Here is a 15,234-nt window from a genome sequence, read left to right on the forward strand (position 1 = left end):
GAAGTTAAGGCGGGGAACTGCACAGCGGTGTGATGGCTGCTGTGCCTGAGAAAAAAGGAGAAAAACGATATGGGACTTTTTTATGACAGTACGTATCTGCTGGTGATTCTTGCCGCACTGATTTCCATGGCGGTATCCGCCCGCATGAACACGATTTTTGGCAAATATCAGACCGTCCGCTCGTACAGCGGCATGACGGGACGCGAGGCGGCGATGCGCATTCTGCATCAGGCCGGCATCTACGATGTGACCGTCCGCCACATATCCGGTAAACTGACCGACCACTATGATCCGCGGACAAAAACCGTGAATTTATCCGATGCGGTTTACGATTCGACCTCAGTTGCGGCGATCGGCGTCGCAGCGCATGAGTGCGGCCATGCCGTACAGCACAATACGGATTACGTGCCGCTGAAAGTAAGAAGCGCCATTGTTCCGGCAGCGAACTTAGGATCCCAGCTTTTCTGGCCGCTGTTCCTGATCGGACTGATTTTCAGCCTTCCGATGCTGGTGAAAGCCGGTATCTGGCTGTTTGTGCTGGCACTGGCATTCCAGGTGGTAACACTTCCGGTCGAGTTCGATGCGTCGAGAAGAGCATTAAAAATGCTCAGTGAGGGCGGTATGGTGACAGAGACGGAACACGACGGAGTTAAGAAAGTACTCTGGGCTGCAGCCATGACATACGTGGCAGCGGTAATCGGTTCCCTGCTACAGCTGCTCCGGCTGCTGATTTTATCCGGAGCATTTAGGAGAAATGATGACTGATACAATCAATACAAGAGAGCTGATTATGAACATTCTGCTTGAGATGGACAGGGAGAAAACGCCCTGCCATCTTGCTGTAAGGGACGCCCTCGATAAATACCAGTTCCTGCCGCGGCAGGACCGTGCGTTTATCAAGCGGGTCTGCGAGGGAACCGTGGAATACGGCATCCAGAATGACTACATCATCAATCAGTATTCCAAAATTAAGATCAACAAATGCAAGCCGGTGATTCGTGCGATCTTACGGATGTCGGTGTACCAGATCCGTTTTCTTGACGCAGTACCGGATTCGGCAGTCGTCAATGAGGCGGTGAAACTGGCGGAAAAGAAGCATTTTTACAACTTAAAGGGCTTTGTCAACGGCGTTCTGCGCACGATCGTGCGGGAGAAAGATCATCTGCCGATGCCGAAGGAGAACAATACTACGCAGTATCTTTCCGTGAAATACTCCATGCCGGAATTTCTGGTTGAGGAGTTCGTATCCCAGTACGGAAAAGAAACGGCAGAAACGATGATGGCGGAGTTCCTGAAAGAAAAACAGGTGACGATCCGTATCAACCGCTGGAACAATACGGTTGAGGAGACGAAGAAAAGCCTGGAAAGCCAGGGGGCAGAGCTGGAAAAAGCGCCGTATCTTGGAGAGGCGTTCTATCTGAAAAACTTTGAGACGATCGCATCACTGAATGCCTTCCAGGAAGGCCGGTTCCAGATTCAGGATGTGAGCTCCATGATGGCGGCGCATCTGGCGGATCCCGCGCCGGGTGACCAGGTATTGGATCTCTGCGCGGCACCGGGCGGAAAGAGCCTCCATGCAGCAGATAAAATGAGAAATCAGGGATGCGTGGAAGCGCGTGATCTCACCGAATACAAGGTCGATCTGATCCGGGAAAATGTGCAGAGAGCAGGTGTTTCCTGCGTCGTGCCGAAGGTAAAAGATGCGGAACAGCTCGATGCGGAATGGATCGGAAAAGCGGACGTTGTGATTGCGGACCTGCCGTGCACCGGATACGGCGTCATCGGCAGAAAGCCGGATATCAAATATTACGCTTCAAAAGAAAAAGAAGAGGAGCTGGTACGGATTCAGCGGGCAATCCTTGCAAATGCCGCATCGTACGTAAAGCCGGGCGGCACACTGCTGTACAGCACATGTACCGTCAACAGAAAAGAAAACGGCGAGAATGCCGCATGGTTTCTGGAACAGTTCCCGTTTGAAGCAGTCAGTCTGGATGAACTGCTGCCGGATGAGCTGAAAAGCGGAGAAACGGCCAAAGGACAGTTGCAGCTGATCCCGGGGGTACACAAGACAGACGGATTTTTCCTTGCAAAATTCCGGAAAACAGAGGAAGGACGGGCGTAACAGATGGATATTAAATCAATGACCTTAGACGAATTAAAGGACGCCTGCCAGCAGATGGGAGAAAAGCCGTTCCGTGCCAAACAGTTATACGACTGGATGCATCATCGTCTGGCGGGCAGCTACGATGAGATGACGAATCTCTCGCTTGCCTTCCGGGAAAAATTAAAGGAACAGTATCCGCTTACCTGTCTCGAAAAAGTGCAGGTGCAGGAGTCCAAAATCGACGGAACGAGAAAATACCTGTTCCGCCTTAGCGACGGCAACGTGATCGAGAGCGTCTGGATGAAGTACCACCACGGAAATTCCGTCTGCATCTCATCCCAGGTCGGCTGCCGGATGGGCTGCCGCTTCTGCGCGTCCACAATCGGCGGACTCGTGCGGTGCCTGACTCCGTCGGAGATGCTCGACCAGATTTACCGGATTTGGGAGGACACCGGGGAGCGGGTCTCCAATCTGGTTGTCATGGGAACGGGTGAGCCGATGGACAACTACGACAATCTGGTGCGCTTCGTGCGGCTGCTTTCGAGCCAGGAAGGACTCAACATCAGCCAGAGAAACATCACCGTTTCCACCTGCGGAATCGTGCCGAATATGTACAAATTGGCAGATGAGGGACTCCAGATCACCCTGGCACTTTCCCTTCATGCGCCGAACGATGAAAAGCGCCGCGAGCTGATGCCGATTGCCAATAAATATTCCATTGATGAAATTCTCGATGCATGCCGCAATTACTTTGCAAAAACAGGCCGTCGGATTACATTTGAGTACTCTCTCGTTGGCGGGAAAAATGACAGCGAAGCCGATGCAAAAGAGCTTTCCGCGCGGATTTCGGATATCAACTGTCATGTAAATCTGATCCCGGTCAACCCGATCAAAGAGCGCGATTACGTGAAATCAACGAAAAAAGTCGTAGAGAATTTCAAAAATAAACTTGAAAAATACGGAATTAATGTTACTATTAGAAGGGAAATGGGCGCCGATATTGACGGAGCCTGTGGACAGTTAAGAAAAAGTTTTATCGATAAATCAAACGAACAGCCGTAAAAAGCGGCTGTCAATACAGGAGAAAAAAGCATGAAGGTATTTTCTGCAACCGATATCGGACAGAAACGGACGATGAACCAGGATTTTGTGTTTGCCTCCGCCTCTCCGGTCGGAAACCTTCCGAACCTCTTTGTCGTTGCAGACGGCATGGGAGGCCATAACGCGGGCGATTTTGCTTCGCGTTACGGTGTTTCTGTACTGGTGGAATCTGTAAAAAGGGATACGAATTTCAACCCGGTGCGGATTATTCGGCATGGAATTGAAGCAGCAAACAGCCAGATTTTTGAGCAGGCAAAACGAGATATATCCATGGAAGGCATGGGTACGACGATGGTAGTAGCTACGGTTGTCGGCAACTATGCCTACGTTGCAAACGTAGGAGACAGCAGGCTGTATCTGGCAGCAGATGGCACGTTTGACCAGGTGACGCAGGACCATTCCCTGATTGCAGAGATGGTGCGCCTTGGAGAACTCACTCCCGAGCAGGCGCGGAATCACCCGGACAAAAACATTATTACCAGAGCAGTAGGCACACAGGATACCGTAAAGATTGATTTCTTTGACATTCAGCTTGAAGAGGGCAATCAATTGGTGATGTGCTCGGACGGCCTTTCCAACATGGTAACGGATGAGGAGATTTTCGAACTCATCTGCCGAGAAGACGGTGAGGACAAGGCGAAACGTTTAATTGATAAAGCAAATGCAAATGGCGGCAGAGACAATATCGCAGTCATTGTCGTTGAACCATTTACAAACGAGGTGAAAGAATGTTAAAAGAGGGCGTTATTTTAGGAGAACGATATGAGATCATAAGCCGGATCGGTTCCGGCGGTATGGCTGATGTCTACAAAGCAAAAGACCACAAGCTGAACCGCATGGTGGCCGTCAAGGTTTTAAAACCGGAATTCCGGGAGGATAAAACCTTTATCCGCAAGTTCCGCACGGAGGCACAGGCCGCAGCAGGACTGTCCCATCCGAATATTGTAAACGTGTACGATGTCGGGGAGGACCGCGGCGTTTACTATATCGTCATGGAGCTTGTCGAGGGAATTACTCTGAAGGATTACATTGACCGCAAAGGGAAACTGAGCGTAAAAGAGGCAACCAGCATCGCCATTCAGGTTTCCCTTGGTCTTGAAGCAGCACACAACCGCAATATTGTACACCGCGATGTCAAACCGCAGAACATCATCATTTCCACAGACGGAAAAGTAAAACTTTCCGACTTTGGTATTGCAAAGGCAACTTCTTCCAATACGATCAGTTCGAACGTTATGGGAAGCGTACATTACAGCTCTCCGGAGCAGGTGCGCGGCGGATATTCGGACTATAAGAGTGATATCTATTCCCTTGGCATCACCATGTACGAGATGGTAACCGGAAGAGTGCCGTTTGACGGCGATACCACCGTTGCCATCGCAATCAAGCATCTGCAGGAGGAGATTGAATCTCCATCCAAATATACCCCGAACCTTCCGTTCGCACTGGAGCAGATCATCTTAAAATGTACCCAGAAGAGCCCGGACCGCCGTTACAATAACATGGCGGAGCTGATCGACGACTTGAAGCATTCGCTGATGGAGCCGCAGGGCAATTTCGTAAAAGTAACTCCGTTAAGTTCTCACGCCGAGACTGTTATGGTATCCGCAGAGGAGTTAAGCCAGATCCGTTCCGGCGCAGCAGCAAAGGCAAATGCGCAGACGGCAGAGGAGCCGGCCCGCAAGCGCTACAGCAAGATCGAGGATGAGGAAGAGGACGAAGATTACAGCTACGAGGACGAAGAAGACGAGGATGAGGACGAAGAAGAGGATGACCGCGATTCCTACGATGAGGATGACGACGATTCCTACTACGACGATGACGACGACGATGACAAAGCCGGAAACAAACTCGAAAAGATCATCACAATCGGCGGTTTTGCGATTGCAGCCATCATCATCTGCATGCTGATCTACTTTATTGCACAGGCAGCCGGCATTGTCGGCGGAAAAGGACCGACCGCAGCTTCTTCCAGTTCCGCATCATCTTCGAGCAGCACGGAAGTTGTTTCTTCCAGCAGCAAAGAAGAGGAAAAAGTAACCGTTCCGGATCTGACCAATAAAACCGAGGCAGATGCCGTCGATCTGGCAAACAGCCTGAACCTTGGTGTGGTCAACGGCGGAACCGAGGCATCGGATGTCATTGAGGCAGGAAAGATCTGCCACCAGGATCTGACACCGGGAACGAAAGTCGATAAAAATGCAACGATTACGTATTATGTAAGCTCTGGAAAAGAAACCGTAACCATTCCGACCGGCATTGTTGGAACACAGAAAGACGCTGCAAGTGCTGCACTGACTCAGCTGGGACTGCAGGTTTCCACAACAGAGGATTTCAGCGATACCGTTGCAGAAGGCTTGGTTATTTCCGTTGACCCGTCAGAGGGAAGTCAGGTTGCGCCGGAATCTACCGTTACGCTGGTGATCAGCAAGGGATCCAAGGACGCGGAAGAAATTGCAATCCGTGATGTAATCGGCCTGGATGAGGAGACAGCAAAATCAATCCTGAGCGATTTCAATATTATTGTAAAAACAGGAACCAGCAGCAAGGTGGCCGAGGGTGAAGTCATGGAGGTTGACCCGGCAATCGGAACCAAAGTGAAGAAAGGTTCGGACGTTACGATTTATGTCAACAGCCCAAGTGCACAGCCAACAACGCCGGATGAGAATACACCGACCCCGACACCGGCCGAGCCGGGCGCAAATACCGCTACGGATGTTACCTGGTCCTGCAGCCAGACCTTAAGTGCGCCGGATCAGTATCAGGGTGGTATTGCAAAAATTGAGCTGATCCAGGATGATGGAAACGGAAACGAGACCTCCATCACCATCATGGATGGACAGGCCATTACGAGCTGGCCGTATTCTGTCAACACCAACTGGAGTGCTTCATCGTCTGCTTCTTCTACCGGAAGAATCGTCTTCTATGAGATGGATTCGAGCGGAAGTTATCAGGCAATTGCACAGTACCCATCGGTTCCGTTGAGTGAAGGGTGAGTATGACAGGAAAGATTATGAAAGGAATTGCCGGATTCTACTACGTAGACGTAGAAGAATCCGGCATTTATGAGTGCAAAGCAAAAGGAATTTTCCGAAAGGAAGGCCAGAAACCGCTCGTCGGAGATCTTGTGGAAATCGAGATTCTGGATGAAGCGGAAAAAACAGGAAATATGACCCGGATTCTGCCGCGAAAAAATGAACTGATCCGTCCGGCAGTGGCCAATATCGATCAGGCGCTTGTGATTTTTGCGCTGGAAAATCCGACCCCGAACCTGACGCTTCTGGACCGTTTTCTTGTGATGATGGAACAGCAGAACGTTCCGACGGCAATCTGTTTCAATAAAAGAGATCTTGCGGGGGAAGATTACACAGACCATCTGCGAAGCGTCTATGAGAACTGCGGTTACCGTGTCTTTACGGTGAGTGCAGCGAAAGAGCAGGGCATGCAGGAAGTGGAAGCATACCTGAAAGGGAAAACAACGGTGGTAGCCGGTCCGTCCGGCGTCGGAAAATCTTCGATCACAAACCGGATGCAGAAAGAAATTCAGATGGAGACCGGAGAGATCAGCAAAAAGCTGAAAAAAGGAAAACACACGACGCGCCATTCCCAGATGATCCCGATCGACCATGAGACGTATCTGTGCGATACGCCGGGGTTCAGCTCGCTTTATACAACCGATATGGAAAAAGAGGAGCTGAAAAACTTTTTCCCGGAATTTCATCCGTACGAAGGAAAATGCCGTTTCCTCGGCTGCATCCACGGAAAAGAGCCGGGCTGTGCCGTCAAAGAGGCACTGGAACAGGGAAATATCAGCAAAGAAAGATTTGAAAACTATACCATGTTCTATGAAGAACTGAAAGAACAGGAAAAGAGGAGATACTAGCATGAGCCGAGTATATCAGTTGGCACCTTCTATTTTATCCGCAGACTTCAACCGTCTCGGAGAACAGATCCAAAGGGTAGAGAAAGCAGAGTGCCGGTGGCTTCATATCGATATTATGGATGGAATGTTTGTACCATCCATTTCGTTTGGAATGCCGGTGGTAAAGTCGATCCGAAAAGAAAGCAGTCTGTATTTTGATGTTCATATGATGGTAAAGGACCCGGAGCGGTACGTAGAAGAATTTCAAAGCTGCGGGGCGGATATGATCACGGTTCACGCGGAGGCATGCCGCGATCTGGCAGAAACCGTGAAAAAGATTCATGAAACAGGCGCAGATGCCGGAGTTGCCGTAAATCCGGATACGCCGCTTTCTGCGGTTACGGACGTGATGGATCAGGTAGAAATGATTCTGATTATGAGCGTTTATCCTGGCTTCGGCGGCCAGAAGTATATCCCGGAGTCGACGGAGAGAATCCGTACGCTCCGCAGAATGCTGGATGAAAAGGGACTGGAGCATGTGCACATTCAGGTCGATGGCGGCATCAACCGCGCGACCATCGATGAAGTCCTTGCGGCAGGTGCCAACATCATCGTGGCAGGCTCTGCTGTATTTGGCAGCAACATCGAGCAGAACGTGCGCGAGCTGCAGGAAAAAATTTCTTCATACAGCAAAAAGGCAGAATAAGATACAAAAAGACAGAAAAAAGAGGCAGGGAAACGTGAGAACATGTATTATTTCGGGAGGGATGATCGAACCGGATTTTGCCTTCCCATATCTTCAGAAACAGCAGTTTGATATTATCCTGGCAGCAGACCGGGGACTGGAGTTCTGCTACCATTACCAGATTATGCCGACGTATATTCTGGGAGATTTTGACAGTTTATCTCCGGAGATTTTAAATTATTACAAGGAGAACCATGTCGCACCGATCCGGGAATTTAATCCCATGAAGGACAATACGGACACGGACATCGCATTTCAGCAGGCGATTGTTCTGGGAAGCAGTGAAATCACGATCCTCGGAGCAACAGGGGGAAGACTCGACCATTTCTTAAGTATTGTGCAGAACCTGAAAACGGCATGGGAGAAGAAAATTCCGGCTTACATCGTGGACAGCCGCAATCTGATTACGATTCCGGTGGAAACTTCGTTTGAAATCCGGAAAGAAGAGCAGTTCGGAAAGTACGTTTCGTTCTTCCCGCTGGAAAAGGAAGTCGCATCCATCACCCTGGAGGGCTTCGCCTACCCGCTCGACCATCACTATCTGCCGAATACTTCGGGTGGTCTGTGCGTGAGCAATGAGATCGTCGAGGAGACCGCGCATGTATCGTACGAGGGCGGCATTCTTCTGATGGTACAGTCAAGAGATTAAAATCCATTGAAATCAAAGAGCCCGTGTGCTATAATTTATAGTTGCATTGGGCTCTTTTTGTGCATAAAAAGAACCCGAACAGAAAAAGAAGCGAAAAATAAAAACAAAGGAGATATAGATTACTATGAAATTAGGTATCGTGGGCCTTCCGAACGTCGGAAAAAGTACACTTTTCAATTCCCTGACCAAAGCAGGAGCAGAGAGCGCAAACTATCCGTTCTGTACCATTGACCCGAATGTCGGCATCGTGCCGGTTCCGGACAAGCGTCTGCAGCAGCTCGGAGATTTCTATCAGTCCAAGAAAGTAACACCGGCTGTCATCGAGTTCGTTGACATCGCAGGTCTTGTAAAAGGTGCATCCAAAGGAGAGGGACTTGGAAACCAGTTCCTTGCCAATATCCGTGAGGTAGACGCTATCGTTCACGTTGTCAGATGCTTCGAGGATCCGAACGTTATCCACGTAGACGGCAGCATTGATCCGCTCCGTGATATCGAGACCATCGACCTTGAGCTGATCTTCGCCGACCTTGAGGTACTCGAGCGCCGTATTTCCAAGACTGCAAAATCTGCAAGAATGGACAAAGAGGCAGCAAAAGAGCTCGAATTCCAGGAGCGTCTGAAAAAACTGCTCGAGGACGGAAAAGATGCCATCCTGATGGAGCTGCAGAACGAGGACGAGGAGAAATGGATCGCAGAGTACAACCTGCTGACCAGCAAACCGGTCATCTACGCAGCAAACGTAGCAGAGGATGATCTCGCTGACGATGGCGCAAACAACTCCTATGTACAGTCCGTCCGCGAATATGCAAAAGAGCACAACAGCGAAGTATTCGTCATCTGCGCCGAGATCGAGGCAGAAATCTCCGAACTCGAAGAGGATGAGAAAAAAATGTTCCTCGAGGATCTTGGTCTTACCGAGTCCGGCTTGGAAAAACTGATCGCAGCAAGCTACCGTCTGCTCGGCCTCATGAGCTTCCTTACAGCAGGAGAGGATGAGACCCGTGCATGGACCATCAAAGTCGGAACAAAAGCACCGCAGGCAGCCGGAAAAATCCACACCGATTTCGAGCGCGGATTCATCAAAGCCGAGGTTGTCAATTATCAGGATCTGCTCGACTGCGGTTCCTACGCAGGAGCAAGAGAGAAAGGCCTTGTGCGTATGGAAGGAAAAGATTACATTGTCCGCGACGGCGATGTCATCCTGTTCCGTTTCAACGTTTAACACCAGTAGACAAGAAGTCCCCCGCTTCTAAAGCGGTGGGATGAATTGTTAAAAGAAACATAACGGCAGTGGCGGGCGGAGAGAAATCGGTATCCTCCACTGACATGAGGCAGGTCACAGTCGAACTATTTTCGACATGTCAGACTCCGTGAAAATACCGACTGTGAGTTGAAACAATGAACTGAAAATCAGAGAGAATAAAATCTATGGATATGGAAATTAATTTCCCCAATCTCGGGATTTATCTCGATCATGTGGGAAAAAACATCAGCATTTTCGGATTTTCCATTGCCTATTACGGCATCGTGATCGTAACCGGTATGATGATTGCGATCTGGATTGCCCAAAGAGAGGCAAAGCGGACAGGGCAGAACCCGGAGCAGTACCTCGATCTTGCGATGATCGGCATCGCAGCCGGTATTCTCGGGGCGCGGATTTACTACGTTATATTTGCCTGGGACTATTATAAGGATGATCTTTTGAGTATTTTCAACATCCGCCAAGGCGGACTTGCCATCTACGGCGGCATCATCGGTGCCTGCATTGCGGTGGTGATTTACAGCAGAAAGAAGAAACAGAACTTCAGCCTTCTGATGGATACCGCGAGCATGAGCATCGTGTTCGGTCAGATTATGGGACGGTGGGGAAACTTCTTTAACCGTGAGGCATTCGGTGACTACACTAACAACCTGTTTGCAATGCAGCTTCCGGTTTCCGCGGTCCGTGCCAATGAAATCACACAGAAAATGTGGGATCATGTGGTGACGGTAAACGGCGTCGAGTATATTCAGGTGCATCCCACCTTTTTATATGAAAGTTTATGGAATGTGGGTGTCCTGCTTTTTCTTTTCTGGTTTCGGAAAAGAAAAAAATTTAACGGCGAAGTGTTCCTGATGTATCTGATAGGATACGGCCTTGGAAGAATCTGGATCGAGGGACTCCGCACCGACCAGCTTCTGCTTCCGGTGGTGGGACTTCCGGTTTCCCAGCTCCTTTCGGGGTGCCTTGTGGTGGGATGTACCATCTTGGTGGTATGGAAACGAAAAAAATTATCATCCGGTGGGGAGACAGCCCATTCTTAAGGATAAAACCAGTGAAAAAAACAGAATAAAAATACAGAAAAAGGGAAAACCGGCAAAAAAGGTTTTCTCTTTTTTGATACAAAATTGGTATAAAAAAGGCGGAAAATGCGCATAAAAATGTTGCATTTTGGGGAAAATCTTAAAAATGAAATAGAAAAAAGACCTTGCTATTTTCCCTGAGTTGATATAGAATAAAAATATAAGTGGTAGAAAGTGGTGAAAAGTGGTGCGTTGTGGAGCGGATGTGGCAGTCTGGCTGCGGCGCGATACATGAAGTGGTGCGTGGGGAGACCGCCATTTCAGGTGATAAGAGGGTTTTCATTATGTTCATGGGAGAGTACAGTCATACGATTGACGCGAAGGGAAGATTGATCATACCGTCCAAGTTCAGAGAACAGCTGGGAGAAGAGTTTGTACTGACGAAGGGATTGGACGGATGCCTTTCCATTTACCCAAACGACGAATGGGCTGCCTTTGAAGAGAAGCTGAGAGCCTTACCACTTACAAACAAAAACGCCAGAACTTTTTCCCGTTTCTTTGTAGCAGGTGCTACGTCATGTGAACTGGACAAGCAGGGGAGGATTCTCGTACCGGCAACGCTGCGGGAATTTGCTGGTCTGGAAAAAGATGTAGTCCTTACCGGAAATATCAACCGGATTGAAATCTGGAGCAAGGAAAAATGGAACGAAAACAGCAATTATGATGATATGGATGCCATCGCCGAATCAATGGAAGAGATGGGCATTGTGATCTGATCTGTTTCGTTGGGATACAGGAGATGACCATGGAATTTTCGCATACATCAGTATTACTGAAGGAAACCATTGAAAACCTTAAGATAAAACCGGACGGAGTCTACGTGGACGGGACGTTGGGAGGCGCTGGACATTCCAGTCATATATGTGAGCGCTTATCTGCCACGGGGAGATTAATAGGCATAGATCAGGACGAAGCTGCGATAGCTGCTGCGGGTAAACGCCTGGAACCATTTCAGAACCAGGTCACGATTATCCGCAGCAATTATTGCGATATGGTTCCGCGTCTTGCCGAAATCGGAGTCACCGGGGTAGACGGAATCCTGCTGGATCTTGGAGTTTCATCCTATCAGCTGGATAATGCAGAGCGTGGATTCACATACCGTGAGGATGTTCCGCTGGATATGCGGATGGATCAGAGAAATGCTCTTTCCGCGTACGAAGTCGTGAACGATTACAGTGAAGAGAATCTTTCGCGTATTCTCCATGAATATGGAGAAGAGCGTTTTGCAAGAAAAATTGCACACAATATATGCGTAAGCCGGCAGCAGGCGCCGATTCGAACAACTGGGGAGTTAATCGAAATCATCAAGCGCTCGATTCCGGCAAAAATAAGGGCGACGGGCGGGCATCCGGCCAAGAGAACCTTTCAGGCAATCCGTATCGAAGTGAACCAGGAACTTACCGTTCTGTCGGAGTCACTGGACGGCATGATTGATCTCTTAAATGACGGTGGAAGACTTTGTGTCATCACCTTTCATTCTCTGGAAGACCGTATCGTAAAAAACATTTTCAGAAAAAACGAGCATCCATGTACGTGTCCGCCGGAATTTCCGGTCTGTGTATGCGGAAAGAAGTCCAAGGGAACCGTAGTAACTCGGAAACCGATCTTGCCGGGAGAAGAGGAAATGGAAACAAATCCCCGTTCCAAGAGCGCAAAACTGCGCGTCTTTGAACGAAAAGTGTGACGGCTCGGCACGAAGGAGACAGAGAAGTTATGGCCAGACGGGCAGATGGAAGGGTAAATTCGACAGATAGAACGAAACGTTATACGCCAGATACGTTTGAGGACGGAAGTGCGGTACGGCGTCTTGCAGCACAGCCGCAGGAAGCACCAAAAGAAGCACGGCCTCTGAAATCGGGTGTGAGCAGCCAGACAAGAAGAAACCGGGCACGGGCGACACAGATCAGCGCGGGCTACGCTGTTTTTCTTGCCATTGTCTGCACACTGTGTATCGCGGCGTGTGTTGCGTATGTCAAGTTGCAGACCGTGGTTACCACGCAGGCGGAAGACATTACCAGCAAAGAAAAAGAATTGAGCGATCTGAAGGCGGACAATGACGCCTATTACAATACAACGGTTGCCTCCGAAGATCTTGAGGCAGTCAAAGAAGCAGCACAGAACCGGCTCGGCATGAAATATGCAGATGAGTCCCAGGTAATTTATTTCGATGATTCAGAAAACAGCTATGTGAGACAGTATCAGGATGTTCCGGATGCGAAATAGGTGAAAACGTGAGTAAACAGAAAAAAAATAAAAAACGAAGCGGGGCATTCCGGAGACGGAAGACAAGTGGGCGTATGAGCAGAAAACTGGTAGCACTCTTTTTGGGAGTGATGCTGGTTTTTGTTGCTTTAGCGATTGACATTACGTATGTGAATGCCACAAAGGGAGAAAAATACGAAAGACAGGTTTTAAGCCAGACGCAGCAGTCCTACGACAGCAGGACAATTCCATTCCAGCGGGGAAGTATCACCGACCGGAACGGAACGATTCTGGCAACGAGTGAGAAGGTTTACAACGTTATTCTCGACTGTAAACTTGCCAATACGACGGTAAAAGATGAAGAAAAGAACGATACCCATCCGTACGTCGATCCGACCGTAGCAGCACTGGTTGAATACTTCGGACTCGACGAGACGGATATCCGGGATCGTCTGACCGGCGAAACGACAAAAGAAAGCCAGTACCAGGTTCTCGCCAGAGAGGTCTCGATGGACGCGAAAAAAGCGTTTGAGGCCTATGTGGACGAGTACGCGGACAAAAAGAACAAGGAGCTCGATGAGAACGAGCAGGCGGAAAAAGCATACCGTGCCAACATCCGCGGCGTCTGGTTCGAGGAATCCTACCACAGAACGTATCCGTTAAATTCACTTGCCTGCGATCTGATCGGCTTTACGTATTCAGGAGACACGGCAGACTGGGGAATCGAAGGGTATTATTCCAGTATCTTAAATGGCGTGAATGGCCGCCAGTTCGGCTATTACAACGAAGATGCGGATATGGAACAGACGATCATCGAGGCGCAGCCGGGCAAAAACGTGGTTACGACGATTGATGTAAATATTCAGAAGATCATCCGCACGGCGATCGAGAATTACAATGAGCGGATTCATGTCCAGAACGGCGCGGACGAATCGGACACTGAGACGAACCGTCAGACAAAAGCGGCAAAGAATATCGGCGTTGTCGTGATGGATCCGAACAATGGAGAGATTCTTGGTATGGATTCTTCCGACTGGTATGACCTGAACAATCCAAGAGATCTGACACCGTTCTATTCGCAGGAAGAAATTGATGCGATGAACGATAACGAGACAATGGAGGCTTTGAGTGCCATCTGGAAAAACTACTGTATTTCCGATGCATATGAGCCAGGTTCCACGGCAAAACCGATGAACGTGGCGGCGGCATATTCCCTCGATGTAATCGATGATGATACCCTGTTTGACTGTGAGGGGTTTGAGACGATTGCAGGGCAGATGATCCGCTGCGGAGCTTATCCGGGAACACATGGCGTACAGACACCGGCCGATGTACTGAAAAACTCCTGCAACGCTGGTATGATGCAGATCGGACAGAAGATGGGAGCAGCGGAATTTCTCCGCTATCAGGATATTTTCGGTTTCGGCAGTCTGACAGGAATTGACCTGCCGGGTGAGGCGTACGGCCTGGTTCACACGGAGGATACCATGGGACCGACCGAGCTTGCAACGAGTACATTCGGACAGGGCTATACCGTGACGATGGTACAGCAGGCAGCTGCGTTTTCCTCTCTGATCAACGGAGGCAATTATTACCAGCCGCATGTGATGAAGACGATCACGGACAGCACAGGAGCTGTTGTTGAGAGCAATGAGCCGAATCTGGTGCGTCAGACGGTTTCCGCGGAAATCAGCGATAAAATGAGAAGTTTCCTCCAGGGAGTCGTGACCGATGGAAGCGGCCAGAGTGCAAAGGTTGCCGGTTACACGATGGGAGGAAAAACAGGTACTGCACAGAAGTATCCGCGAGGCAATGGAAAATATCTCGTTTCCTTTATCGGATTTGCACCGGTAGAAAACCCGAAAGCTGTTGTTTACGCGATTGTGGACGAGCCGGATGTAGAAAATCAGGCGAACAGTGTGCTGGCACAGGAGATCGTAAAAGAGATCTACACAGAACTGCTGCCGTATTTGAACGTATTCCCGGATGATACGGACGGTGTGACGGGCGAAGGCTCCGAGACCGGAACGGATGATCCAAACGTAGCGGCACCGGTACAGGAAGACGATACGGAAAACAGTGCTGAAAACAGCAATATCGAGAACGGCGGTCTGACAAACGCCGAGCTGGATCTCATCAATGAAGAGTAAAAAAACATAAAAAACAAAAGACATAACCCCATAGCAGTTTCCATATAGTGTTATCATAATGGATTCGGCTATGGGGTA

At 49.4% G+C, this 15,234-nt stretch carries 14 protein-coding genes; all 14 read left to right on the forward strand.

Annotation, left to right across the window (positions count from 1 at the left end; translation table 11 throughout):
- Window positions 1-69 precede the first annotated feature (69 nt).
- On the forward strand, window positions 70-765 hold the full coding sequence (locus tag I2G42_RS06065; protein WP_195530851.1) for a zinc metallopeptidase: 696 nt from the start codon (window positions 70-72) through the stop codon (window positions 763-765).
- Window positions 758-2,122 (forward strand): 16S rRNA (cytosine(967)-C(5))-methyltransferase RsmB, encoded by a 1,365-nt coding sequence (gene rsmB / locus I2G42_RS06070; protein ID WP_195530865.1) that lies wholly within the window; start codon window positions 758-760, stop codon window positions 2,120-2,122. The genes I2G42_RS06065 and rsmB overlap by 8 nt, the downstream gene beginning before the upstream one ends.
- A gap of 3 nt (window positions 2,123-2,125) precedes the next feature.
- Window positions 2,126-3,166: a dual-specificity RNA methyltransferase RlmN gene (gene rlmN, locus I2G42_RS06075; RefSeq protein WP_055226967.1), complete on the forward strand. Its 1,041-nt coding sequence runs from the start codon at window positions 2,126-2,128 to the stop codon at window positions 3,164-3,166.
- Between the two features lie 30 nt (window positions 3,167-3,196).
- Window positions 3,197-3,940: a Stp1/IreP family PP2C-type Ser/Thr phosphatase gene (locus tag I2G42_RS06080; protein WP_022463152.1), complete on the forward strand. Its 744-nt coding sequence runs from the start codon at window positions 3,197-3,199 to the stop codon at window positions 3,938-3,940.
- A complete protein-coding gene (gene pknB, locus I2G42_RS06085) occupies window positions 3,934-6,201 on the forward strand; it encodes a Stk1 family PASTA domain-containing Ser/Thr kinase (protein WP_195530852.1) in 2,268 nt (755 codons plus the stop codon). The genes I2G42_RS06080 and pknB overlap by 7 nt, the downstream gene beginning before the upstream one ends.
- A 2-nt stretch (window positions 6,202-6,203) precedes the next feature.
- A complete protein-coding gene (rsgA, locus tag I2G42_RS06090; RefSeq protein WP_055219788.1) occupies window positions 6,204-7,088 on the forward strand; it encodes a ribosome small subunit-dependent GTPase A in 885 nt (294 codons plus the stop codon).
- Between the two features lies 1 nt (window position 7,089).
- Window positions 7,090-7,773 (forward strand): ribulose-phosphate 3-epimerase, encoded by a 684-nt coding sequence (gene rpe, locus I2G42_RS06095; protein ID WP_022463156.1) that lies wholly within the window; start codon window positions 7,090-7,092, stop codon window positions 7,771-7,773.
- A 34-nt stretch (window positions 7,774-7,807) separates the two neighbouring features.
- A complete protein-coding gene (locus I2G42_RS06100; RefSeq protein ID WP_147342458.1) occupies window positions 7,808-8,461 on the forward strand; it encodes a thiamine diphosphokinase in 654 nt (217 codons plus the stop codon).
- 124 nt (window positions 8,462-8,585) lie between these two features.
- Window positions 8,586-9,683, forward strand: coding sequence for a redox-regulated ATPase YchF (gene ychF / locus I2G42_RS06105; RefSeq protein ID WP_022461456.1), 1,098 nt, complete (start codon window positions 8,586-8,588; stop codon window positions 9,681-9,683).
- Window positions 9,684-9,889: 206 nt separating this feature from the next.
- Entirely contained in the window at window positions 9,890-10,765 is an 876-nt protein-coding gene (gene lgt / locus I2G42_RS06110; protein WP_022461071.1) for a prolipoprotein diacylglyceryl transferase, read from the forward strand.
- A 323-nt stretch (window positions 10,766-11,088) separates the two neighbouring features.
- Window positions 11,089-11,520: a division/cell wall cluster transcriptional repressor MraZ gene (mraZ, locus tag I2G42_RS06115; protein ID WP_022461070.1), complete on the forward strand. Its 432-nt coding sequence runs from the start codon at window positions 11,089-11,091 to the stop codon at window positions 11,518-11,520.
- A gap of 29 nt (window positions 11,521-11,549) precedes the next feature.
- Window positions 11,550-12,488, forward strand: coding sequence for a 16S rRNA (cytosine(1402)-N(4))-methyltransferase RsmH (rsmH, locus tag I2G42_RS06120; RefSeq protein ID WP_055226960.1), 939 nt, complete (start codon window positions 11,550-11,552; stop codon window positions 12,486-12,488).
- Window positions 12,489-12,517: 29 nt separating this feature from the next.
- The gene (locus tag I2G42_RS06125; RefSeq protein ID WP_022461068.1) at window positions 12,518-13,027 is read left to right on the forward strand and encodes a hypothetical protein; all 510 of its coding nucleotides are present in this window, start codon (window positions 12,518-12,520) and stop codon (window positions 13,025-13,027) included.
- 74 nt (window positions 13,028-13,101) lie between these two features.
- A complete protein-coding gene (locus I2G42_RS06130; RefSeq protein ID WP_055226958.1) occupies window positions 13,102-15,156 on the forward strand; it encodes a peptidoglycan D,D-transpeptidase FtsI family protein in 2,055 nt (684 codons plus the stop codon).
- The last annotated feature ends 78 nt before the right edge of the window (window positions 15,157-15,234 follow it).

The sequence above is a fragment of the Fusicatenibacter saccharivorans genome (genome assembly GCF_015557635.1).
Classification (GTDB): Bacteria; Bacillota; Clostridia; order Lachnospirales; family Lachnospiraceae; genus Fusicatenibacter; species Fusicatenibacter saccharivorans.